Origin of the sequence: Paracholeplasma vituli (assembly GCF_025446935.1) — a bacterium.
Lineage (GTDB): Bacteria > Bacillota_I > Bacilli_A > Acholeplasmatales > UBA5453 > Paracholeplasma > Paracholeplasma vituli.
On the sequence record NZ_JAOEGN010000001.1, the window covers coordinates 128690 to 153948 of the forward strand.

25 protein-coding genes are annotated in these 25259 nt (G+C 31.1%); 1 reads left to right on the forward strand and 24 read right to left on the reverse strand.

From position 1 onward, the window contains the following. Positions 1-159: 159 nt before the first annotated feature. The gene (locus tag N7603_RS00600; RefSeq protein WP_262095372.1) at positions 160-1404 is read left to right on the forward strand and encodes an IS110 family RNA-guided transposase; all 1245 of its coding nucleotides are present in this window, start codon (positions 160-162) and stop codon (positions 1402-1404) included. A 140-nt stretch (positions 1405-1544) separates the two neighbouring features. Here the strand turns inward: N7603_RS00600 and N7603_RS00605 are convergent, their stop codons facing one another. The 24 genes from N7603_RS00605 to N7603_RS00720 form a co-directional block, all read right to left on the reverse strand. Continuing rightward, positions 1545-3050, reverse strand: a complete 1506-nt coding sequence (locus N7603_RS00605; RefSeq protein ID WP_262095373.1) for a lipopolysaccharide biosynthesis protein — start codon at positions 3048-3050, stop codon at positions 1545-1547. Positions 3051-3054: 4 nt separating this feature from the next. Then, on the reverse strand, positions 3055-4290 hold the full coding sequence (locus tag N7603_RS00610) for a glycosyltransferase family protein (protein ID WP_262095374.1): 1236 nt from the start codon (positions 4288-4290) through the stop codon (positions 3055-3057). Then, on the reverse strand, positions 4262-5629 hold the full coding sequence (locus N7603_RS00615; protein ID WP_262095375.1) for an O-antigen ligase family protein: 1368 nt from the start codon (positions 5627-5629) through the stop codon (positions 4262-4264). The genes N7603_RS00610 and N7603_RS00615 overlap by 29 nt, the downstream gene beginning before the upstream one ends. 6 nt (positions 5630-5635) lie before the next feature. Then, positions 5636-6508 carry a glycosyltransferase family 2 protein gene (locus N7603_RS00620; RefSeq protein WP_262095376.1) on the reverse strand — a complete coding sequence of 291 codons (873 nt, stop codon included), beginning with the start codon at positions 6506-6508 and terminating at the stop codon, positions 5636-5638. Then, positions 6505-7248 carry a glycosyltransferase family 32 protein gene (locus N7603_RS00625; RefSeq protein WP_262095377.1) on the reverse strand — a complete coding sequence of 248 codons (744 nt, stop codon included), beginning with the start codon at positions 7246-7248 and terminating at the stop codon, positions 6505-6507. Before N7603_RS00625 ends, N7603_RS00620 begins: the two co-directional genes overlap by 4 nt. 4 nt (positions 7249-7252) lie before the next feature. Beyond that, a complete protein-coding gene (locus tag N7603_RS00630; protein ID WP_262095378.1) occupies positions 7253-8413 on the reverse strand; it encodes a glycosyltransferase in 1161 nt (386 codons plus the stop codon). Next, positions 8410-9495, reverse strand: coding sequence for a glycosyltransferase family protein (locus N7603_RS00635; protein WP_262095379.1), 1086 nt, complete (start codon positions 9493-9495; stop codon positions 8410-8412). Before N7603_RS00635 ends, N7603_RS00630 begins: the two co-directional genes overlap by 4 nt. Position 9496: 1 nt before the next feature. Next, on the reverse strand, positions 9497-10633 hold the full coding sequence (gene wecB / locus N7603_RS00640) for a non-hydrolyzing UDP-N-acetylglucosamine 2-epimerase (RefSeq protein ID WP_262095380.1): 1137 nt from the start codon (positions 10631-10633) through the stop codon (positions 9497-9499). Further along, entirely contained in the window at positions 10614-11513 is a 900-nt protein-coding gene (locus tag N7603_RS00645; protein ID WP_262095382.1) for a sugar nucleotide-binding protein, read from the reverse strand. Before N7603_RS00645 ends, wecB begins: the two co-directional genes overlap by 20 nt. Continuing rightward, positions 11510-12541, reverse strand: coding sequence for a polysaccharide biosynthesis protein (locus tag N7603_RS00650; RefSeq protein WP_373425329.1), 1032 nt, complete (start codon positions 12539-12541; stop codon positions 11510-11512). The genes N7603_RS00645 and N7603_RS00650 overlap by 4 nt, the downstream gene beginning before the upstream one ends. Continuing rightward, entirely contained in the window at positions 12537-13754 is a 1218-nt protein-coding gene (locus N7603_RS00655; protein WP_262095384.1) for a glycosyltransferase family 4 protein, read from the reverse strand. The genes N7603_RS00650 and N7603_RS00655 overlap by 5 nt, the downstream gene beginning before the upstream one ends. Further along, entirely contained in the window at positions 13747-14601 is an 855-nt protein-coding gene (locus tag N7603_RS00660) for an NAD-dependent epimerase/dehydratase family protein (RefSeq protein WP_262095385.1), read from the reverse strand. The genes N7603_RS00655 and N7603_RS00660 overlap by 8 nt, the downstream gene beginning before the upstream one ends. Before the next feature lie 10 nt (positions 14602-14611). Next, on the reverse strand, positions 14612-15232 hold the full coding sequence (locus tag N7603_RS00665) for a sugar transferase (protein WP_262095386.1): 621 nt from the start codon (positions 15230-15232) through the stop codon (positions 14612-14614). A 20-nt stretch (positions 15233-15252) separates the two neighbouring features. Continuing rightward, the gene (locus tag N7603_RS00670; RefSeq protein ID WP_262095387.1) at positions 15253-15873 is read right to left on the reverse strand and encodes a winged helix-turn-helix transcriptional regulator; all 621 of its coding nucleotides are present in this window, start codon (positions 15871-15873) and stop codon (positions 15253-15255) included. Positions 15874-16078: 205 nt separating this feature from the next. After that, positions 16079-17047, reverse strand: coding sequence for a tyrosine-type recombinase/integrase (locus tag N7603_RS00675; RefSeq protein WP_262095388.1), 969 nt, complete (start codon positions 17045-17047; stop codon positions 16079-16081). A 2-nt stretch (positions 17048-17049) separates the two neighbouring features. Next, positions 17050-17997, reverse strand: coding sequence for a tyrosine-type recombinase/integrase (locus tag N7603_RS00680; RefSeq protein ID WP_262095389.1), 948 nt, complete (start codon positions 17995-17997; stop codon positions 17050-17052). Positions 17998-18208: 211 nt separating this feature from the next. After that, complete coding sequence (locus tag N7603_RS00685; RefSeq protein ID WP_262095390.1) at positions 18209-18352, reverse strand: hypothetical protein; 144 nt, start codon at positions 18350-18352, stop codon at positions 18209-18211. A 123-nt stretch (positions 18353-18475) separates the two neighbouring features. Then, positions 18476-19009, reverse strand: coding sequence for a PIN domain-containing protein (locus tag N7603_RS00690; protein WP_262095391.1), 534 nt, complete (start codon positions 19007-19009; stop codon positions 18476-18478). Continuing rightward, positions 18984-20108 (reverse strand): helix-turn-helix domain-containing protein, encoded by a 1125-nt coding sequence (locus N7603_RS00695; RefSeq protein ID WP_262095392.1) that lies wholly within the window; start codon positions 20106-20108, stop codon positions 18984-18986. Before N7603_RS00695 ends, N7603_RS00690 begins: the two co-directional genes overlap by 26 nt. 272 nt (positions 20109-20380) lie before the next feature. Further along, positions 20381-21256, reverse strand: coding sequence for a hypothetical protein (locus tag N7603_RS00700; protein ID WP_262095393.1), 876 nt, complete (start codon positions 21254-21256; stop codon positions 20381-20383). Between the two features lie 2 nt (positions 21257-21258). Next, the gene (locus N7603_RS00705) at positions 21259-21636 is read right to left on the reverse strand and encodes a hypothetical protein (RefSeq protein WP_262095394.1); all 378 of its coding nucleotides are present in this window, start codon (positions 21634-21636) and stop codon (positions 21259-21261) included. Between the two features lie 16 nt (positions 21637-21652). After that, entirely contained in the window at positions 21653-22405 is a 753-nt protein-coding gene (locus N7603_RS00710; RefSeq protein WP_262095395.1) for a hypothetical protein, read from the reverse strand. Positions 22406-22563: 158 nt separating this feature from the next. Then, positions 22564-23949, reverse strand: coding sequence for a bifunctional UDP-N-acetylglucosamine diphosphorylase/glucosamine-1-phosphate N-acetyltransferase GlmU (gene glmU / locus N7603_RS00715; protein ID WP_262095396.1), 1386 nt, complete (start codon positions 23947-23949; stop codon positions 22564-22566). Next, entirely contained in the window at positions 23949-25256 is a 1308-nt protein-coding gene (locus N7603_RS00720) for a phosphohexomutase domain-containing protein (RefSeq protein WP_262095397.1), read from the reverse strand. Before N7603_RS00720 ends, glmU begins: the two co-directional genes overlap by 1 nt. Between the last annotated feature and the right edge of the window lie 3 nt (positions 25257-25259).

Here is a 25259-nt window from a genome sequence, read left to right on the forward strand (position 1 = left end):
TGGTGCTTCAAAAGCGTGCGATCCTGCTTGATTGGCTAATCTGCTCACCGGTTGTTGTTACACCCTTTGATGAACTCAACATTATCTTCATGGGTGATTTCTTATTTGGCGAGGCTGCAGTTGTCTCTCAAGGCTAGGACTTCAACTTATATCTAATCCTTGAAAGAAGGTTTTATTTTGAATCTTACTTTATTCGTTGGAATTGATGTCTCAAAGTCTTCAAATCATGTTTACGCGATGAACCTAAATCGTGATAAGTTACTCTCGACCAATATTCCAAACACTCAAGATGGGGCTACCATCATTGAATCCAAATTGTGTGACTTGCTCATGAAGCACCGTCTATCTAAAATCATTGTCGTTTTAGAATCCACAGGGGTATACTCTGCTCATCTAGCGACCTATTTATCCAACTCTAAGTATCTTTCAATTTACGACTCTAGAGTATTTATCATCAATCCTAAAATATCCAAAAACTATCGAAGAAGTTTCTCCGATATGGACAAGACCGATCCTAAAGATGCGTTCGTTTTAGCGGATATCGCCAGGGTTGGTAGAACCGATGGTTTAACCCCGTTTAAAGGTGCTCAACGTTTAGCCCTTGAAAGGCTTACTAGACATCGTCTTCACATCGCGGAACTGCTTTCAACTGAGAAGACTTATGCGCTTAACAACGTCTTTTTGAAGTTTTCTGAGTTTGAATCTTTGTTCGCTGATAACTTCGGTAAAACAGCTGTTGATCTGCTCCTTGAATACCATACTACAGATGATATCATTCAATCTCCACTCGAAGACTTGACGGCTTTTATCATCAAATCCAGTAAGAACAGGTTCACAGATTCAGAAGCCATCGCTACCAAGATTAAGGCTGCTGCTAGAGCTTCTTATCGTCTCGATAAAACAGCCTATGATCCAATCAATCTTTCTCTCGCTTCGTCCATCAATGTCATTAGCTGTTACGAAGCTGAAATTAGAGAAATCGATAAGGCCATCATTCGTCAAGTCGCTGGTTTTAATCAAAATCACTACGATGTTCTCATATCGATTCCAGGTATTGGTAAGGTTTACGCTGCTGGTATATTAGCTGAAATCGCCGATATCAATCAGTTTGAATCCGATGACGCTTTGGCTAAATACGCCGGTATTACTTGGCGTAAAACCCAATCTGGTAAGTTCGAAGCTGACGATACTCAAATGACTAAAACTGGGAATAAATATCTTCGCTATTTCTTGATACAGGCTGCCAACATGGCTCGTCTACACATCCCTGAATATCGTGACTACTACCAAAAGAAATTTGATGAAGTAACCACCCATCAACACAAACGTGCCCTCGCCCTTACTGCTAGAAAACTGATCCGTCTTATCTATGGTTTGTTGAGTACCAATAGACTTTATCAGTAACATTTAAATCCCGTTCCATTTCTTCAACCTTTTTTAATCATGTCCTCTTATCACCTAAACAACCGTTTTCGTGATATTTTTTTTATTCTTTATCACTTGACATTATTACCGGTTGCTTTGTAAATTGTATTTGAAAATGATTATTTATTTGATACACGTTTGAAACTTTTAATTATGTTAAAATTTACAATTATATTAAGTAAAATAACTAATGCTAGTGATATAATAGTTATTATAAATCCAACAATTATAAAATCATAGTAATTTGAAATCGGTAGTTCTATATAGGAAGATAAATAAATAGAAATTAAAATTACCATAAGATGAAAAACATATTTTTTAACAAATACTAAAATTCTCTTATTAAAATAAATTTTGTAAATAAAAGAGATTTCCAATATTGATAGTAACAAAGCTGTAAATAAAACAGAAAGCATCACACCTATCATACCCATGAAATAATTCAAAATAACAATTGAAATTATTAAGAATATGGTAGATATTATTTGAAATCTCTTAGCAACACGGAAATTTCCTGACATATTTAATAAGTTTCCGCTTGGTATATGAATAATTTCAAACACTAGTGTGATAATGAAAATTAATGCTATTTCATAATTTACATAATTCATATCAGTTAGACCTTCGGTATACAGACTAATGAAAGGCATAATTAAAAATATTGTGGGCAATATTATCACAAGCATAATATTTATTGTGATAAATTCATACTTTTCAAAATAATTATTAGTTTTTGTAATGTCATTTTTAGCTACTAATTGCCCCAAGGCCATCCTTGGAGCGTTTGCAATAGCATAAATTGCGCTTTTGATAATTACAAAAACATTATTATACACTGCATATAAACTAGTAAATAGTGTACCTGCTGAGATAGATATGAATAATATCGGAAATGAATTATAGAATGCAGATGTTATGTTTTGGTAAAGCACATTTCGCGAATCTGATTTAAAGGAAAAATCTGGTTCTACAGAAAAATTTATAAAATGGTATTTTCTTTTAACAGTAAATACTAACAATAGGTAGTTTGATATTGCATTTATAAAAACTAAGCTTCTTACATATATAATATTTGGATAGTATTTAGTTGTAAATATTATCGCACCCATGAATATCAAACTCATAAATATACTAATTATATTCAGAATATATTCTCTATTGTCTAGTTGCAAAATAATTCGATATTTAGTAGCAAACATCAAGTTTACGGTTGTAGATAAAATAGAAAGAGTAAAAACAATAAATATCACATGGAAATCAAAAGATGACTTGATTATTATTGAATATACTGCTGCTATTATCAATCCAAATAAGAGAAAAAACACTCCTATCTTATTAAATACAATTTTAGCTCCTGCCAAAATTTTATTGATTAAATCATAATTTTTTTCATTAAAAGGTTTAAACAGAGAAACATTGATTGCCAAGGTAAAACCACCTTCCAGAAGCATTAAAACTGCAATCAATTGATTTGATGATGCTGATAGTCCGTTTGCATCCGATCCAATACTCTTTATTATTTCTTGGGTCATCAGTAAACCTAGTAAACCATTTAGTAACATTAATATGACTGATGTAATCCCCGTATATAAACTTTTTTTATTATGTGTCATCTTGTTACTCATTATTCTAAATGTCCTCAAAGTATTTTTTTACTTGTTTTATTATGTTAGTCACCACAACATTCGAAGTATATTCAGACAATCTTTCCTTTAACAGTGATGCTTCAATCGTATAATTTTTATTTTTCCTACAAAATTCAATAAGTAATTCTAAATCTCTCGAGTCTTCGGAATAGTTCGATAAGTTTAGTATGTTTTTGTATTTATCAATATATATTTTTTCAGTTTTAGTTAGACTATAGTAAAAATTAAGTATCGGCTTACCATAACTCATATATTCGAACATCTTACTTGGAAATTGATTTGTCATAATATTACCAAAATTAATTAAAATGTCCGAATTGACTATGACATCATGAGCTTGTTGCTTAGTTATCTTACCATGAATATGAACATTTTTGGGGATTAAAAGGTCTTTATAAACAGAAGGATTGTAATCTCCATATAAATGAACCTCAATATCTTCTATATTTTTTGAATTCAGTATATCAAACAATCTTTTTGGCGTTCTGATTCCTTCATAGAAAGCTCCTAAATAAGCCATTTTGATTTTAGCATTATATGTTTTATTTCTAGCATACTCTTTGATAGATAAATTTGGAAGAGCAAATTCTATATTCTTATTCAAATATTCCTTTCTAAAATCCTCTTGTGTGTTTTTATTTATGATACCTAAAGTTGATATAATCAAATCACATTCTATAAAGGTCTCAATTTCAAGCTTCTTACGGGCATCAAGTAGTTGTGAATTCAAAGTGTAATTGTATGCAAATGGATCAAATTCATAAGATATCCATTTAATACTCTTATCTCTTGACTTTAAATTATACGCAAGTTGATGTGTAGCAAACGGAAAAGAAAAAGAAATAATCTTATCTATTTTCTTTTTTTTCATTAGTTTATATGTCTTTTTAAAATTAGATTTACTATTATAATATCCCGTATATCCGTCAATTTTATTAGATGATAATACTCTAATAATTTTTAACAAAAAACTTTTTAATAATTTGTATTTTAATATATGTGCAATTCTATTAATATAATCAATCAGTATGAATCTTCTAACTATCGTAATTTTTTTTTCTAATGAAGTAATTGATTTTTGACGTAGTTGTGACTTTGTAGTTATAATATAAAGCTCATATCCTTCTTCAATAAATGCATTAAAAATATTGTCAGTGCAGTATGTATTTGCAGAAGGTGTAGGGTAATAATCATACAATAGAATTAGTATACTTTTCATTATACGAAACCTCCTGTACATCATTATTTACTTTACCATAAAGTCCCGAAACCATTATTAAAGATAAAATAATTATATAAGTCTTAAAGTAATAAAATGCATCTCCTACCAATACCATAGCTAACCATACTATCATAGGCGTCATTGATATTATACTTACTTTCTTTTTCATATCCTTTGACAATCTTGAATATGCATAAAACGTGATAGTTAAAAAAGCAACTGTTCCTAATAGTCCCCAAGACATTATAGAGTCTAAATAAAGATTATGTGCCGTCATAGAAAACAAATAACCATTTTCTTTACCATAGATACTATAATATATTACACCTTTCCCTATAAGTAAATTTAACGGATTATTCATTAAAAAATCAAAAATAGAGCTATATATATCAAATCTGCCTGTTGAAATATCTTCTTGACCTCTGTTAATAGTCATATTAATAAGGCCTTCAAGATTTGTTATAGATATCACTATGGCTAAAGCAAATACAAGTAGATATAAAATAATTTTTATTTTTTGATTTGTTCGTTTAAGACTTTTTAATTGACTAAGTATTAGCATTACTAAAAATACCGCTAATCCTAATAAATACACTCTAGAAAGAGTAAGGAAACCAATATATCCAAATATTAATGAAATTAAAATTAACATCATTCTTACAAGTTTGTTAGTTTTTTCACTAGTTAAATACACAAATGTACAAGTGATAAAAATCATAATGTATATTGGAACTCCCATCGCCCCGCCTAGTTGCCTCGTTTCTTCACCAAGTCTATTTGTTTCATCGACTCCAGTAATCTCAAAAATATTACCATTTGAACCAAGAACTATAAAAAATAGAACTACAGAAATTGTTGTAAATATACTAATCGCTAGGTACTTTCTGTTGATTTTAGAAAAATTTGATAATATTATAAAAATTGAATAGTATGCTATAATCGATACGATGTAGATGTATCTACCAATAGAGATATTTGGAAAATCATTTATTGTAATTACACCTATAAGTAATATAAAACTAAAAAGAGCAATAAGACTAACCCTTTTATGCATGTTTGAATATATTATTTTAAAAATTGAGATTAGATGAAAAACGAACAAAATATTTCTATCTCCGAATGCTACAAAGTCAGAAAAGGGTAACAGGAATATGTACAAGTAGAAATCATCAGTGTTATTACCAATTAAAATTATTAAACCCATCATTAATATAGCGATAGTACTGAAAATTTCACTTTCATTGATGTATGAAAATCCTAACAACATTATTACTATCACCCGTAATATATACTTTATTAAATTGAGTATTGGCAAATACTTTCTCTGATTTTCCATTTAAATTTATCCTCTTAATCTTTTTTTATGTAAATAACCAATATATCCAAGAGGATATAATAGTGTTGTCAAAATTTTATTGTTTGATAATTTTAGTATTTTTTTATTTTTCCCAAGTAAAGCAAATGTTATATATATTCTAATATATTTTGTTTTTTTAATTAAATTTTTCTCATATTTTGAAAGTAAAAGATTGTATAAAGACCAACTTTTAGGATTCTTTATGATTACTTTACCTATGTTATTAGAATATCCGTCATCTAGATACTTAGTTACAATTAATATACTTGGTACTAATTGCATCTCATAAACTTGATCAATTTGTTTATATACATAATCTTCTGGAATAAACTTTTCTCCTTCTATATAAGGAAACAAATAGTTTCTCAAAACATCTGTTTTATAAAGTAATGATGTATCTCCACTAAATCCACTTCTGTATAAATCAGATAGAGAAATGCTTTTTATACCTTCCGGAAATTCATTTCCTATGATTTCATAATTGTTTTTACCCCTATAGAATATTGTTCCACTTAATTTTGGCTCATTTTCAATAAAATCAATAGCCTTATACATTTTTTCTACCGAATCATTGACTAAATAGTCATCAGAATCAACGCAAAAGAAAAATTCTGTTTGACATGATAACACAGCAGTATTATGGGCTTGCATTTTGCCTTGATTTTTTTGATATATATATTTAATATGTATCTTATCCTCATTAAGAAACATGTCAATTAGATTTTTAGTATCGTCTGTTGAGCCATCATCAATTATTAACCAAACAAAGTTTAAATTGGTTTGATCAAGCAAACTTATATACAATTTTTTTAATATATATGCGCGGTTAAAGGTTGGAGTAAATATTGTAAGTCTCATTTGCTACCTCTCCTCCAAAGTTTCAATTTCACCTTATATAAAATATTATAGATTTTGTTACCTAATATTTTTTTAATTTTTTTTGTACGTTCAATCCTTTTCTTCTGTCCATCAGTCAGCCATGATCCCTGATAATGATGTATAGAATAAGTTTTTTTAGAAAGGTGTTTTTTTGTATGTCTAATATCTATGGGATTAAAATATTCAATTGGATATATTGTGATACCCTCAAACTGACTTATTTTCGTGTTAGTTATCTTTCCAATTTTATTAATAATTTGAGAAGCATAAGTAACAACTGTAGTCAAATTCAGTGTCAAATCACTATTAATAAATTCTAATCTATCATATAAATCTACAAATTCTTTAATAACTTTTGATTTTGCTACTGCCCCTACTATTAAACCCGGGGCCACTAAATTATCGATTTCGATACCCATGAATGATTGATTAGTTAATAAATCATCAAGTGATTTGATTAACTCAACATCGGTATCTAAATAAATACCACCATAGTTGTAAAGTACATTGAATCTAACTTGATCTGATACAAAAGCGAACTTTTTATGTTCTAGTGCTTCTTTTGCAAATGCAAATTTATCCAAATCAACATTGTCTTCATTCCATTCTATTATTTGATAGTCAGGACAGTGCTTTTTCCACGATTTAAGGCATTTATTAAAAATTTCAGGTTTTGAATTTCTACCAAACCAACAATAGTGTATTACTTTAGGAATCATTTTTTTAATCTCCAATCAAATTTTTGAATTGCTCCAACTCAAGTGTATTATTAACATCGTAAAATTCTACTAAACCAAGATGTAGGCCTTTATCAATAATTCTTTTTAAATTTTTATAAATGGATAGATCATCATTATCACAAACCCACCCGATTTTTTCGTTTTCTACCAACTCCATAGCTGAACTTGTATTAGTCGTTAAAATAGGTAAATTCAATGCCTTACACTCATTAAAAACCATAGGAGCAGCTTCATGCACAGATGGCAATAGAAATAAACTCATTTTTCTCATATACTTGTATGGATTTAACTGATTCCCTACCAAAATTATATTTTCGCTTAAATGACTCTCTATTATAAGATTATTAATAATGCCTTTTTGAGGACCATCACCAATTATATACCATTTGATTCGGTAGTTTTCAGAAATTAGTCTCTTGATTATATAAAATGCTCTAACTAGGCCTTTCTCCTGACTGATTCTAGCAACGGTGATAATATTAACGAAACCATTATCGATTTTGATATCTTCTTCATTTGCAAGGTTGATTATCTCATTGTAATTGGTACAATTCTTTACTGTAAATGTTTTTTCTCTCAATAACGAATTAGTCTTTAAGAATATTTCTCTTGTGCTTTCTGATACACAAGCAATTTTGTCAAATTTTGAATATAGATGATTATCATATTTATTGTTACAATCCAACCTATCAAAATCACCATGAATAAATGAAATTTTCATATTACTATTTATGTTATTCAAAACAAATTCATTACATCCAGATGATAAAACTTTATATCCAAAATTTTGTGTAAATGAAATTGCAACATCATAATTACCTTTAACTCTTGCTTTGTTTATTAACCGTTTTCTTATAGATTTAGATCCAAAAATTCTATTTAATATCATTAATAAAAACCTAAAATAATAGAACTTATTCCCATAAATAGAAGCCTTACTCTGCTCAACTCCTAAATACTTTAGATACTTATTTTCATCTAATATGTTTATTTTTGGGGGAACTTTTTCTATCAAATCACCTTGATGACTAAATAATATGAGGTCAATATCGTAAAAATCCTCAATTTCATTCAACAAATTGATAAGAGCTTTTTGTATCCCCCCCATCATCAAATTATTAATAACTATTGCTATTTTTTTCATCTATATTTATCCGTCAATATAAATTTTCGCAATGCTTCATCAAACTTTTTGTTGTCTTCAAGTATGGCATTTAATTTTATTTTTGCGTTAATTCTTATTGATTCTTTATCTAAGGAATTGTACCACTCAAAAAGTCTATCTTTAATTTGCTCTTCAAATTTCAACGTAAACCCTAATCCACTTTCATGAGTAAGTTTTTCCATATATGTATTTTCAGATACTAGAATTGGCATTAGGTATTTTAATGAATAATAGTATTTATTTGATACAGATGTTTTAAGTGCAAAATCCGAGTTACCATAACAATTATTAATAATATCGGTTTTTGCATACAATGTTTCTGTTTGACTTGGTTCAAATCTACCAACAAAATTAACGTTATTAATGCCTTTTTGCTTGCAATAACTAACCAATTCATCTGTTCCATCGCCAAAAAATTGTATTATAAATCTATCATCATTTTTAAAAAGTTCTAATATATTTTTATTTTGATCGTAATATCTCACATTTCCTATGAAACTTATTCTAATTGGATTTAATACTTCATCAGATTTTAGTTTATTTACTGAGCTTTCTAAATTATTATTATCATTGTGTACAATTAAATAATCATACGTTGGTAAAAAATCTTTAAATCCTGGAGATGATATTGATGTTTCTGCTGAGTTTAAAATAGCCCTTTTCATGAACATTTTGTAAATATTAGAGTATTCATATGTATAATCTCTAATATCAATCCAATAATAGTATTTATATTTTTTTGATAAGAATTTTGATAATAATGCTACTGTTGCAGAATACGAACTTAAACAGAGTATTTTTTGATACTTATTTTTTTTAATAGTTTTCTTTGCAAACCTAGCAAACCTTACAAAATCAAGAAACTTCGATTTATCACCATCATTAGAATTAATTTTCTTATCAAAACTTATAATATTGCCTTTAGATTTCTCTTTAACTCCAGATCTATTCCAAAGTATTAAGTCAAAATCCAATTGCAAATTTATAAATGCATTTTCATATTTAAAATAGAAAGGTGCAACATATATATTGCACGGTAATATTATACAGTACTTAGCCATTCTATTTTCTCCACACAAGTCTATTAATAATATCAATATAACTAATTATTATTTTAATTACTTTTAATGAAAAATTTTGTTCTACATAATCTGGAACATTACTACCTTTTTCACCTTCCATATTTAACAATATAGAAATTTGGGTGGCTTGTATTAGTCTTTCAGTTGTAATGTTTCCTATTATTAAATTGCCTTTATCAATAGATTCCGGTCTTTCTGTGCTGGTTCTTATTGAAACAGCAGGGATTTTGTAGTAAGAAGCTTCTTCTGCGATTGTTCCACTATCTGATACCACACACATTGCTTTCATTTGTAACTTATTATAGTCAAAAAAACTTAGTGGTTTAATGAGTTTTACATTTTTATCAAATATAAAACCACTTTTTTTAATCATTTTTAAACTCCTTGGATGAACAGGATATACAATAGGAACATTGTAAAAATGTGCCAATCCATTAATGGCATTCATTAGACTCATAAAATTTTTTTCAATATCTATATTCTCTTCTCTATGTGCAGATAATAATATATATTGATTTTCTTTCAAACTCATTTCTTGTAATATTTGACTTTCATTAATTCTCAGCAAATTATCACTAATTATTTCTGCCATAGGAGAACCTACCACAAAAATTCTATCAGAGTGCAATCCTTCATTCAATAAATTTAAGCGAGCATGTTCAGAATAACACATATTTATATCACTAATATGATCAACTATTCTTCTGTTTATCTCTTCAGGAAGATTCTCGTCAAAGCATCTATTGCCCGCTTCTAAATGAAAAACAGGTATTTTTAACCTTTTTGCAGAAAGGACACTTAAGCAAGAGTTAGTATCACCCAATACTACGATAGCTTCTGGTTTTATTTTTTCAATAAGTTCATAAGACTTCTCAATAATATTCCCGATAGTTTCACCTAAATTATCACCAACAACATTTAAAAAATAATCTGGTTTTTGCAAGTTTAGTTCTTTAAAAAATATACCATTTAATTCATAGTCATAATTTTGACCAGTATGTACAAGTATGTTTTCAAAGTACTTAGTAGATTTTTTTATAAACGATGACATCTTAATAATTTCAGGTCTAGTACCTATAATTGTCATTATTTTAGGTTTACTTTGGATTGCTCTCATTTAATATACCTCTTTCAGAAATTTTGTTCTTATAATGCCCGTATAAATCTTTATGCTTATTAATCCAGTCAAACATTTCATATATCATTTGTTCGTAACTAGGAACTATAAAACTAAAACTTTCTTGTCTATTGTTTTTTAGAATTTTGCTAATTTTAATTGTTCTATTATTTTTTATTTCTAACTTATTCTTTCTATATGTATTAAACATCTTAAGCATATCATACTTGCTTACAACATTATTATTTACTAGATTATAAGTGCCACTTAAGTCATATTTTATGGCAGCATCCATTGCTTTAGCTAAGGTTAGAGTAGTGACTCCAGTCCATAATACCCCACTAAATCCTTCTATGACTCCCTCTTGCTTCATGAACCAATTAAACAATCCTATTCCATTAGGATTCATGTCAGGACCTATAATTGAATTTCTGAAAGTTAGGTTTTTGGAATCATTTATCTCACCTAGTGCTTTTGTTCTATCATAAAATGTTGTTCCATCACCAAAACTATCTTCATCATAATGACTTTTTTCTCCGGAAAATACACAATCAGTGCTCATATGTATAAATCGTGTATTTGAATTTCTAATTATAGAAACAACTTTGTGCGGTAAAAAACTATTTAAAAAGATAGATAATTCTTTATTATCTTCTGCACTTTGATTTAGTATACCAATGCAATTAATGATGACATCATAATTCCCATTTTCTATTATTTCTGTCAACCTTTTTATATTTGTAACATCACATATAATATTTTCCAAAAAAGGAAACTCGGTATTTGAAAGGGTTATGACATCGTATTTTTGTTCACTTAAATACAGTGAAATAAGATGTCCGGCCATTCCAGTTGCGCCTAATACAAGTACTTTCTTCATATTTCTTCACCATTAAACATTTCTAGTTTTTTTAAAAGATTTACCATTTCATCTAAATTTAGTCTAATTGTATTATGTGATGTATATGATTCGCCTTTTCCTAATTCAACATTACCAATAGTAAAGTAGTTATCATAATTCAAGTCTCTATTATCAGCACTCACTTTATAAAAACCACCTAAATCTGCTGATCTTGCTAACTCTTCAGATGTCACTAACACCTCATATAGTTTTTCTCCATGTCTAGTACCAATAATTTTGTAACTTAACTCTGACTTTTTTAATTTCAAAATCGCTTTTGCTAAAGTTTTAATTGTGACTGCAGGTGCTTTTTGAACAAATAAATCCCCTTGACTACCGTGTTCAAACGCATAAAGTACTAAATCAACAGCATCATCTAAAGTCATCATGAATCTAGTCATATCGGGATTAGTAATAGTCAAATCCTTTCCTTCATTTATTTGCTCATTAAATAACGGAATTACTGAACCCCTAGATGCCATAACATTACCGTATCTTGTGATGCAAAAAATGGGATCACCTTCAAGCATTTGTCTGCTTCTTGCAATCACGTTTTTTTCCATTAATGCCTTAGACATACCCATAGAATTAATTGGGTAAGCTGCTTTATCAGTAGAAAGGAAAATCGCTTTCTTAATTCTATTTTCTATAGATGCCGTAATTACATTATCTGATCCTTGAATATTAGTTTTAACAGCTTCCATTGGATAAAACTCACAAGAAGGAACCTGTTTTAAGGCTGCAGCATGAAAAACATAATCCACACCTCTAAAAGCTCCTACTATAGAATTATAGTCTCTAACATCCCCAATGTAAAACTTTAACTTGTCAACTAATTCTGGGTATTTAGATTGATACAAGTGTCTCATATCATCTTGTTTTTTTTCATCTCTGGATAGAATTCTAATTTCTTTTATACTAGTATTTAAAAATCTCTTTACAACTGCATTTCCAAATGATCCTGTTCCACCAGTTATCAACAATACTTTTCCTTCAAACACCTTAATTATCTCCTTTTATTATAGATTCTAGTTCATTCATCAGTATATCTTTATTAAATACTTTATTACTCAGTTCAATGCATGATTTTCTTAATTTATCTTTTTCTTCTAATGTTGCTTTAGAATATCTAATTATATTTTGTACCAGGCCCTCAACATCTCTCGAGTTACTACAATAGCCACAGTTATTGTCCCTAATTAAATCATGTAGTACCCCATTAGCAGAAACTATAAGAGGTTTACCACAAGCTAAGTAAGTTTGAGTTTTTGATGGTAATGTGATATTAAATACTTCTTCATTTTCTAATGATATAAATGTAACATCACTCTCTGCAAGGTATGACGGTATATCAGAAGGATTTTTTCTGCCTAGAAAATTAAAATACTGTTCAACACCCTCATCTTCGACTTCTTTTAACAGTTTATTATAATATCTCCCATCCCCAACCAAGTTAAACCTAACTTTTACATTCTTTTCTTTTAAACTTTTTGAAGCATCAACAAGAATTGAAAGTCCCTGGGCATAGCCAATATTTCCAGTAAATATAACATTTAATAGACCATCATTTGGTAGCTTTCTTGGGTGTTCACCAACTGGTAATGGTTTATATATATCTTCTGCATATTGTGGCCAATATATTATTTTTGATTTTTCAATATTTCTCTTATGGATTGGTTCTACAAATCCCTGTGAGGAAACTAAAATTTTTGTACATCTCTTGTATATACTATCAACCATTTTTACAATTCTATTAATTATAAATTTATTTTTTATTTTAGTTGCAAAGATTACGCTCTCTGGCCATAAATCTGTTACATATATATAACTTGGAATTTTCCTTCTTTTTGCAAACCAAATTGCAGGTAGTGCTTGTGTCATAGGAGATACTTCAAAATTGAAAACCAAATCGGCTTTTATTCTAGTGAATTTTGCCCAAAACCATCCAGAAATCATAAAAGATAAGTAGTTTAATGCTAAGAATATCGAGTTATTAAATCGTGGAATTAAAGCTAGTCTTATTACTTTTACACCATCAATAACTTCTTTTCTTTTTTTAAAAAAACCATAACCTTTGAAAAACCTACCTTTTGGATAATTAGGTATACCAGTGACCACTGTAACTTTATATCCTCTTTTTACCCATTCTTTGGTTATATCATTGATTCTAAAGTTCTCGGGGTAATAATACTGTGTGACTACCAAGATATGTTTATTCATGATTGTTCAAGAGGGAAATTGAATCATTAAGTGTTATTGTAGAACATTTCAAAATATCTCTACTCAATTCGTGATCGTAGTAAGAATCACTAAATAGCTTATTAATTGTTGACACATGTGATCTGAGTGCCCTAATGAGCAAATTGGTGACTCTTGTGAAAAAAATTCGTCTATTAAATGTTATAGATAATAGTCGAACAATCTCAGTTGTGCATGAATACTCCTGATTTTGTGGATAAAACGTGCCTGAGTGTGATTTTTTTATGATGGTTTTAATCGATTCTGATAAATTATCGATATACAGCATGCTTCTTTTATTTGATATATTAGGAAAAATCGGTGTCTTCTTAGCCAATTTAATCAGTTTTGGAAAATTCCCCTTAGATCCAGGTCCATATATCATTGGCGGTCTTAAGACAACCACATTAAATGTTTCTGATTGTAATGGCAAAATACCCTCTTCCGCCTGAAGTTTGCTTAATCCATAGAAATTATCTGGATTCGGTTTCGTATCTTTGGTGATCCTTGTTTCTTTTGAGTTATATACAATCATACTACTCATGAAGATAAACTGTTTAACACCTGATTCTTTTGCTTTTATTGCTGTTTCTATAGTCAAGTCACGATTAACCTTAAAATACAAATCCTTCATGCTCTTTTTGGTTGATACATGTGCAATTCCCGCAACATGAAACACAACATCGAACTTCGAAAAATCAAAATTCTTCCAGTTTGGATCTCTCATATCTAAGTTTTCAACATAAAAGTTTTCTGGTTCTTTCATTAACCATTTTTCAACATTGGTGCCAACATAACTGTTGGCACCTGTGATTAATACTCTTTTCAAAGATATTCACCTACTTGCTTTCTTTATTGGATTTCTCAAGTGTGCCTGTACCGCCTTCTACAACACCATCTGATTTGAAGATACTGATAATGGTTCCGAAGAATATTTTAATATCTAACCATAAACTGATATGTTTAACATAATACCCATCTAATTTGGCTTTTTCAATAATAAGTAATTCGTCTCTACCATGAATTTGTGCGTAACCAGTTAATCCGGGATATAGATTATGAACACTATACTTATCTCTTTCATCCATTAAATCATATTGGTTCCATAAAGCTGGTCTAGGTCCTATGATGGACATATCACCCTTTAGAATATTGATGATTTGAGGTAGTTCATCTAAACTGGTCTTTCTCAAGAATTTACCTACCTTAGTAATCCATTGTTGTGGATTTTCCAACATGTGTGTAGGTGTATCTTTTGGGGTATCAATACGCATGGTTCTAAACTTCAATATATAGAAATGCTTTTTGTGACGTCCAATTCTTTTTTGTTTAAATAGAACTGGCCCTTTAGAATCAAGTTTGATACAAATTATTAATACCAAAAATAGTGGAGATAATACGATCAAGCCAATTAGGGCTAATACAAAATCATAAAAACGTTTAAACTTTAAATAGAACATAGTTGTTGTGTTTACCTCTTTTACTCAAAAAACTCTATAATGTTTTCAATTGGATAATCGATTTGTAACAATTTATCTTTGATTAAATCTTTCTTTGTATATGTTGCGATTAATATGCCATCATGTTCAAAGTCACGGATGCCTTCTCTTGGGATAATTGCATATTTACCAATTGATGTACCTATCTTATCTAAATCATCGTCAATAACTGCGAGCACATTAACTTGATTCGTTTTGCTTGTCATAATCGAGTGTAATAACATCTCTGCGACCTCACCAGCCCCGTATAATAAGATATTGGTAAATCCTTTTTGTTTAACTGAAACTAAGAACTTCTCAAAGTTTTCTTTCGCTTGAAAGTATAATTCTTTGGTCGCGTTTAGGTAACCAATGTTCAATACTTTTCGGCGTTCACTGCCTTTTTTCGTGATTAAATACTCTACGGTTTTGGTAGAGTATTTTTTTCTTTTAATCAAACCATTTCGTTCAAATTCCTCAAGGTGATCGTTTATCATGCTTACCGCAACCCCTAAGTGTGTCGCAATCTCGCGCTGGGTAATCTTCGGATTTTTCTCAACCATATCCAAGATCATATATTCCTTATAAAGAATTGTCGGTTTAAAATATTGGTTATCGTTCATTGTTTACCATCCATTGTTCGATTATTGAATAATCATATTCTACACCATAATACCATGAAATGACAAGTCAAAAATCTCTATTTTGTTCCTTCTTCGAACAAATGATTCCTGAAGGGTTTCATAAACGCTTTTTAACGCAAAAAAATAGCACTTATGGGGTTTAAGTGCTAAGTTAATAAACGCTATTTTCCTAACTAATGGATCTTTATTCAAACCATAGATAACTAAGAAAATCATCTTTAAGATATGAGTCTTCATGGATGAGCATCGATTCGATCTGAGTTTCTGAATCGTCTTTGATCCGGTCTAAATACGCTTGATAAACGAGTGTAGATTGGATATTCACATGGCCTAACAAGGCTTTGGTTTGTTCAATCGAACCCCCGCGTTCTAGATTGAATAAAGCAGCGGTATGTCTTAATGAGTAGGGGGTAATCCCGGTATATTCTAAGCCGGTTTCTTTCAACACCTTTTTAAACATCGTGTAGAAAAACATCCGGTTGAGGTGATGGTTCTTTTTCGGATTATGACCCCAAAATAAGTAAGGATTATCATCTTTACGTTTAGATAGATAATCGGAAATAGCGAGAATGGTCCCTTTGGAGAGTCTGATCACGACTTTGTTTTGTCCGCTTCGACGTGTAATGTATAGGAGAAAAGTTCCATCTACTTCAATAAAATCCGCTCTTTTCGCATGAACGACTTCAAAAACGGAAAGCCCTGAGGTGAGCATCAATGAGATGATCGCGTGGTTTCGGTAGTGCCAAATGGATTTACGCTGTTTTTTGGTGGTTAGTAATAGGTGTCTCGCTTCATCAATCGTTAACACCGATTTATTCATTCGTTTTTTGATTCTCTCATTCTTAACCATCTGCATGATATCGTATTGGTAAATCTCAGGTAACCCTAGCCTTTTTTGATTCAAGCTCAAATACTGGTATAACCCTTTTAAAGCGCTGATATGGACATGAATGTAATAGGTTGAATTCCCGAGGTCTCTTTTATAATCCCGGTAGTGGATAATATCACTCGTTCTTGGATATAAGATGTCATTTTCCTTTAAGTACGCTATAAAGTGTTTAAATGAGATTCGGTAAGATTTTAACGTGCTCGGTGCGAGCTTCTTTTCCGCTAAATACGTTTCAGATAAAGCCTCTAATGGGTGTGTTTTCAAGATTATGTCTCCTCTTTATGCGTATCATTTAAAATCAAACGTTCGATTTCATTTTCCGGTTCATCCAACAGTTGAGCGACATGATGGGCATAAATCAGGGTGGTCGACACGTCTTCGTGCCTTAAAAACTGCCTGGTTGATTCTAAAGAAGCACCCCTCTGTAAATTCATCGTCGCAGCGGTATGTCTTAGCCCATGAGCAGTCACTTTCGACTCTTCTAACCCAGCATCTTTCATCAACTGTTTGAACATCTTGATGACAAATGAGCGAGATAAATACGGGGTAGTTTGGTGTCTCGAATGGCCAATGAATAAAAAGGGATTGGTATCTACCCGCAAGGATAAGTAATCATTGATGGCTTCTTCTAAGCCTTTAGGAATCTTCACATACGCATCCGCTGAGGTTCGACCTTTCCCTTGAATATATAAGACTAATTGATCTTTAACGCGTTTTAAATCCTTACGCTTCGCGCGTCTTACCTCAATACTCCTAACGCCTGTGGTGAGCATCAAATATACGATCGCATAATCACGATATTCCGATTTTGTTTGTCTACGGTTTTTCAAATAGGATAGTAGTTGTTTTGCCTCTTCTTTGGATAGGGTGGGTTTAAACACATTATGGTCGATGGGTTCACGTTTGATGGGTTGCATAAGATCAAAAGCATACACATCGGATAACCCTAGCCGTTGTTGATTCAACCTTAAATACTGGTAAAAGTTTTTTAAAGTAGTGATTTGATGGTTAGTCCAACGAACTGAACAACCCTCGCTCTTTTTCCATTCTAAAAAATCAACCACATCTGATGTTTTAGGATAGATTATTTGATGTTCTTTCAAATAGTTCACGTATTGATTTAGGGTCGTTTTGAAAAGGTCATAAGTCCCTTGTGTGATATCTTTATCAGCAAGGTATTGATGGATCAAGGGTTCTAAGGGGTGTTCGTTCATGGTTTTATATCCTATCTTAAATATTCTTCTATAATAGTACAAACGAAAGATGTATTTTTACTTTTTACCGGGTTTTATAATTTACTGAATCATGATTCACTGAATCGTGTTTCAGTAAAAATTAACAAAATAAAAAAACAGAATCTCATTGAAGAGTTTTCTGTTTTATGGATTAAATGGACAATTTCGATGACATCGTTTTATGGAGCACTCATTCTAAGGGTTTTTTAAATGTTCCTTTAATCAAATCGAGTGCATCTTCATAGGTAAAGAGTCCTTCAGCGAATTGTGAGATTATTTTTTTTAACTGTTCTGGATAAGGTTTTCCACCAGTTAGGTTAATCGCTTCGGCCAATTCGAGTAATTGATTGGTGGATTCGTTTTTATTGTTGTATTTTTCTTGTTTTCATCGATATGCATAAGGATAGTCTCGTTATTGTCTATCATTTGATAACTCCTCGTTTGATGTATGTGATGACTATTTCGATAAATCCATCTCTAATTTAAACTGCTCAATGAGCCTAACATCAATGTAACACGACGTTTTATCCGATACCAAATCATCTAAATAAGACTTGAGTAGATCGGTTGATAAAACATCTTTTTTATAAGCTCTACCGAGAATGCCTAGAATACCTGTATATCTGACATCAAGATACTCACAAGCTTTTCTAACCAGTTTGTCATTGCTATTGCAGTAGTAATGATTTTCTTTTGTTATCGCAATCGCGAATCGATCGTATCTAGATAGCCTTTTAAATGAATCATTCGTGACCAATGTGGCATATGTATTTAACCCGATTTCTGTATCAATAGATCCCAATACAAATGGATAAGCCTTTAGAATTTCCTTAATCTCTGATGTCGTTTCATCTTCATAAATGACCTTAGGAATAATGACGCTATCAAAAATCAAGAATAATAAAGGAATACTGTTCAGCTCATATAAATCCACTAAAATATTATTATCTACAACTACACTGATGTTACTTGAGTGATAAATATCGTTCATCCACATCTCTCCACTCTTTCAACAGTTTTCTAGTGTCTAGGGTATCTAATCCCAATACTTCTGAGATTTTATTAGCACTGATTTCCTCAGTCAGATACAGCTCTTTGATTTTGTTGACAAGCTTGATATTTTTTTCTTGAATATCAATTTTTTCGAGTGGAAATGGTTCTGCATGTCTAAAACCGTTTGAGGTGATACTCTTCCAAAACTTACCATATACATCTTTGGATATAAAACCATATTCATATAACATCACATAAATAGTTTGAATGCTCACTTTAAAGTATTTTTTCATTTCAAATAAATCTACCTGGTCTCTTGATTGGATAAATGAGTCAACTAGATTTTTCGGCATCAAAAAATAGCCTGCAAATTTGTTAGCGATTTGTTCATTTAAATCTGATTTACCACTGGTATAGAAGGCGTTATGTTGCCTATTTGAATATTGATTTGAATGAAACAACAGGTGGGCATATTCATGAATCAATGAGAATATTTTTCTTTCCTCAGAGATTTGATCAGCGTTATTAATTAAAATGTAGCTACCCAAATCTGAAGTATAAGATGACGCTCCAAAATAGGCATCATTTTTAAAGTCTTTTACAATAACGTGAATACCGATGTTTTGAATTACATCGAAATAGTTATCCGGGATGACATTTTCAATATTAGCAATTCTTCTTTGGTCATATGCTATTTTTTCAATCATACTAAATAAGGTTTTCTTATCTTCAGTTAAGTTCATTTGATATTTTTGTGGGATATATTGATACCCAACATTGCCAATGATGTCTAAATAACTAAAAATGCTATTGGTTAAATGCTCTATATCGATATCCTGAATATCTTTATTAGGCTTATCAGCACGAAACATAAAATTAAGTGCGTGATTATCTTCTTTAAAGAAGAACTCAAAAGGTTTTCTAAAGTATTGTGCGATCGCCATCAGTTTTTCGCTATCTATCGCTTGTTTACCTTCAACGTAATTACTTAAAGTCGGGTGAGTGATTCCAATAGACTCACTCAATTGTCTCAATGAAATGTTATCCTTTTCCATGAGTTTCTTAATATTTTGTCCGATGACTAGTGAAATGTTCATTTTCATCTCTCCTTTTTATTACACCTATATTTTACCATAGTAATATATATTTAAAAATATATTGGTAATTTTTTTTACCGTTATTTAGATTTTCGTCTGTCGTTTTCTTAACAGTTTGAATTCATAGTTTGTCAATTTGATTACTTTTCATAACACAAAAAAGGATTATTTATATGGATATAAAATAATCCTTTTTTACTCATTTGCTTTAAATCGAGTGAACAACTACTAAGTATATTTGATCCATAGTGTTTCATATTATGAAAGATTAGTTACATTTTAGCCCAAGTGGTTACTAAATCCAAACTTTCCTTTACAACTATCCCTCTTGAACGTTCATAAACTAAGGTATCATTTGAAGACAAAACCTCTACATTTTTGTTACCTTTACAGTAACCGTCGAGATCTAAAATACCGATGCTGTTCTTTTTGTAAGCTGAAAAGTAACCAACTTCCCAAGCCATCCAATTTGTTGTTTGAGAGGATTTTATATTGAAAAAAAGTAATTTATTCGATTGCATCATCCGCTTACTTAACAATTTAACTGTATCTTCAGACAATTCTTTTCTATCGACTTCATAATCAAAAATCCAATCCACATAAACGTTTAATTTGTAATATTCTGACAGAATATAATATACAACAATATTGTAGAATTTTAAATAATATCTATGCGATAGAAATATATCGAAGGCTATGTTATCGTATTCGTTTTCAAGTTCCATCTCAGGTATTTTCGTATATTCCATTAAACTACGTTTTAAAAGGCTTGCAGAATAGTATTTCAGTATTGATCTATGTATTTCATAAATTTCAAAAACAAGCTTAAGTGTTTCTTCTTTACCCTCTTCATCATTATAAGATTTGTAGTATAAACGAATCGCTTTGTCTGTGTTCTTATTTTCTTTTTCCATTTCGGCTTGAATATAATCAACATAAATACTTAGAGATGAAATTTTCTTTTCAAATATCAAATCAAACGTATACAAGAACAACTCGAAATTTTCAGTACTTTTAATATTAATGATCTGGTTTAACTTTCTTTCAAATTCTTTGAATTGTTCAGGAATTTCGATATCTTTATTTTGAAAGTGATAAAGTAAGCTTTTAATAGAATTTCTGGTATCCACGAATTTTTCTTCAGGCATTGTTAGATCACGCTAGTAGCTGTTAGGTGCAATACAAATATAAACAAAATCTGAGTAAAATATAATGGGAATATTGTTTTGCTAAAAGCTACTTTGAATAATGCTGGCTTTAGGTTGTATTTTTTGTAATTCAATCCTTTATCATCAGTATATATATCCTCAATTTTTCTATAGATTCTTTCCATTGAAAGGTAAAATGAGTCAAGATACCAAAAAACTAAGATTGTTACACATGCAACTAACAAAAGGATGATATTACTATTATCTTTTATTGCGTTGCTAATAAATCCGACAAATGTTACTGCAAATCCTTTGATTGCAAAGGATTGAACTGTAAATCTTTGAATAATTTGTTGTGTTAATTCTGGTTTCAATTGCATATTTTCTCCTTAAATTTTATAAACTATACAACTTATCTAGAAAATCATTTCCTTTGAGTTGTAGTCTTTCAATACTCATAATTTGCTCAATACTATTAGTTTTAATATCATCTAGTTTTAGCCTATACAACGGATCGAACTTGAACGCTTGATCCTGAAAGCTATGTCGTAGTGTTCCTTGTTCGTTTAACATTCTTTTCGGGTGATTTGGTTTAATCATTCGAGAGATCATTATTTCATAGTATATCCATGCTGATCTTGTTTCGAATTCTACGTTTGGACTTTGTCCATAATTTTCAGATTCGAATAAAATTACACATTCTGTTTTATCAATCGCTTTAAGCAATGATGTGGCTAGTACCATATGTACATGTGCTGTTGTTACATTTCTTTTGTCATAATTGTATGTTTCTCCACCAGTATTTAAGCAGTACTGATTGTCTAGCTCCTTTAAGAAATCCTTCGAGTTTTCCCAAATATCAGCATCTAAAAATACTTTCACATTGAATGTTTGTTCTAGATATTTTTTAAAGATTCGTGCTTTTTCTATATCCATATGTGAATGTGACAAGAAAATATGATGATCGATAATTGGAAATCGTTTATCCATTTCTTTATTCATATCAATCACATTTTCAGAACTTTTTGTACTTTCAAACAAGCCTGTAAAGACTAATTTAGTGAAAGGATTCTGACTTACTTCATCCTTTTTTGGTTTGAAGTTATTTAAACTATCGTTTTTTGCAATTACTCTTATAATTTTGTACATGTTATCCTCCTTTCTTTTCATTCATAAATAAATTTTGCATATTTTTTTCATAAATATGAATATGCATCAACCAATAAAACGTTTTTTTTTCAATTTTTGTCCGCTTTTATGCAAAAAAAAGCAATATTTTTCAAAATATCGCTTTTTTATTGATTTATTTAGTGTTTTTCTTCTGTTGGTTTTGGTTTTATTAAGAATTTATAATAATCTTCTTTATTGATTTGTTGATTTCTAGCAATCGCTAATGAGCCTTTCGGAATGTCTTTTGTGACGGTTGAACCTGCAGCGATGAAGACGTTGTCGCTGATTTCGATTGGCGCAACCATATTGACGTTACAACCAATAAAGACATCGTTTCCAATTAAGGTCTTGTGTTTTTTTACACCGTCATAGTTCACGGTGATGGATCCACAACCAAAGTTTACACGATCACCAACAACTGCGTCACCAATATACGCTAAGTGAGCGGCTTTAGTATCAAATCCTGTAGTGGAGTTCTTCACTTCTACGAAGTTACCAATACGGTTATGATCCCCAATATTTGCGTGTCCTCTTAAATGAGCGAATGGTCCCACTGTGGTCTTCTTACCGACTCGGCTTTCGATGATTAAGCTGTGTCTAATTTCTGCACCTTCATCAATGAAGGAATCTCTTACTTCAGAGTTTGGTCCAATAATCGCGCCTTTTTTAATAACCGAATTTCCAATGATGGACGTGTTTGGATAAATCCATACGCCTTCTTCAATCACGACGTTATGTCCAATCGTAATCGTTTCAGGGTTAACCATGGATACACCAGATAACATATGAGACTTATTAATTGAATCTCTCAAATACTTTTCTGCAATACTGATGGAATATAAATCATTGATACCCATGGTAACCATGGCATTTCTTACGATGAATGTATTTACCTTATAGGTTTGATGCATCAAAGCGACAATGTCGGTTAAGTAGTATTCACCCTTACGTTCATTCTTCTTGATGAGCTTCAAGGTTTCGAATAAGGCTTTATTGTTTACGATATAAACAGAAGAGTTGACTTCTTTTATATGTTTTTCGGATTCCGTACAGTCGTTTTCTTCAACGATACCTTTGACTGTGCCGTATTCATCTCTTACAATTCGACCATACCCTTTTGGATATTCCATGATCATGGTAACTACGGTTAAGTCGTTACCCATTTCTTCATGGGCTCTCATGAGTTTATCCATGAGTGGGTATTCCATGAGTGGCATATCCCCTGGAAGAATGAAGGTGGTGCCTTCTTTGCCTTCTAGAAGTGGGGCTGCAGATAATACCGCATGACCTGTACCTAGGATTTGTTCTTGAATAGCGTACTGTACTCTATCTTTTAGAATATTTTGGATAACTTCTTTTTTATGTCCTACAATCGCGATGATTTCATCGATGTCTGTTTTTTCAATGTTCTCAACGATGTATTCAATCATCGGTTTACCTAAAATCGGGAAAGCACATTTAGGTAATTCCGTTCTCATGCGGGTGCCTTTACCTGCAGCGAGGATCAATGCGTATTTTTTCATTACATAGCGCCTTCTTTCTTAATCAAATCCACAATACGGTTTATTTCACGGTCTAAGACCACTTCATCCTGATAACTCATGGTTACTCTTATGAGTGGTTCTGTACCACTCGGTCTTACTAATAGTAAGTAATCATCCTTGAGAACACGTTTCACATCTTCAAGTAGTGATTGAACAGAATCTCGCTTTAAGACGCCTTTATCTACATTCTTAATGTTAATCATTTTGAGTGGATACAAGTAGATTTCACCTAGAAGTTCTTCTAAGGTTTTACCACTTTCTTCAATGATTTTTAGGAGGTATAAAGCAGCTAATAATCCGTCTCCACTATGCATGATGTGGTTTAAGATAATGTGTCCTGAAGCTTCGCCGCCCAAACCATAACCATTGTCATTCATTTCTTTAAAAACGTATTTATCGCCAACATCGGTTAATGAGTAGGTGATGCCATTATCTTTAAGTTTCTTAAGCATGCCAGGGTTACTCATTTTGGTCAATACAACGTGATTCTTAGGCAATTGACCTTTGGATTTAAGATAGGTTGCGAAAAGGTAAATCATTTGATCCCCATCGACCAATTCACCTTTCTTATTTACAACCAAGCATCTGTCAGCGTCACCATCAAATGCGAAGCCAATATCTGCTTTGTTATCAAGCACGGTTTTTGTAATCCCATCCATGTGGGTCGAACCACAATTCACATTAATGTTTAAACCATCTGGTTGATTGTTTATTTGAAGGGCATGTTTGTGATATTTATTAAAAAGTTTGCGCGCGATTTGGTAGTTCGCACCATTCGCTGAATCATAAACGATATTCAGTTTACTCGGTTTTAAATTGAGTTTTTCATAGAATTCTAAATACAATTTTTCAACATCATCAGTTAAACTAAGTTTACCCCAAGATGGTAAGACATCAAACGGACCATTGTCCATAATATCCTCAATCTTAAGTTCGAGTTCATCAACTGTTTTATAGCCTTTATCAAAAACCTTGATGCCATTGTCATAATAGGGGTTGTGTGAAGCCGTGATCATCACTCCAATAATTTGATGGACTTCACTGTAATACGCGACCATTGGAGTTGAAACCACACCTGCGAACACAATATCAACGCCTTGACTCATTGCCCCTGTGGCAAGTGAGTAGGCGAGCATGTTGTTCGACTGTCTCGTATCTGTACCGATTACGATTTGTTTAGGTTTAACTACTTTACCAATCGCTAAGCCAACTTTAAATGCTAATTCTGCGGTGAGCTTTTCAAAAGCAACACCTCGGATGCCATCCGTACCAAAATATTTTCCCATTTT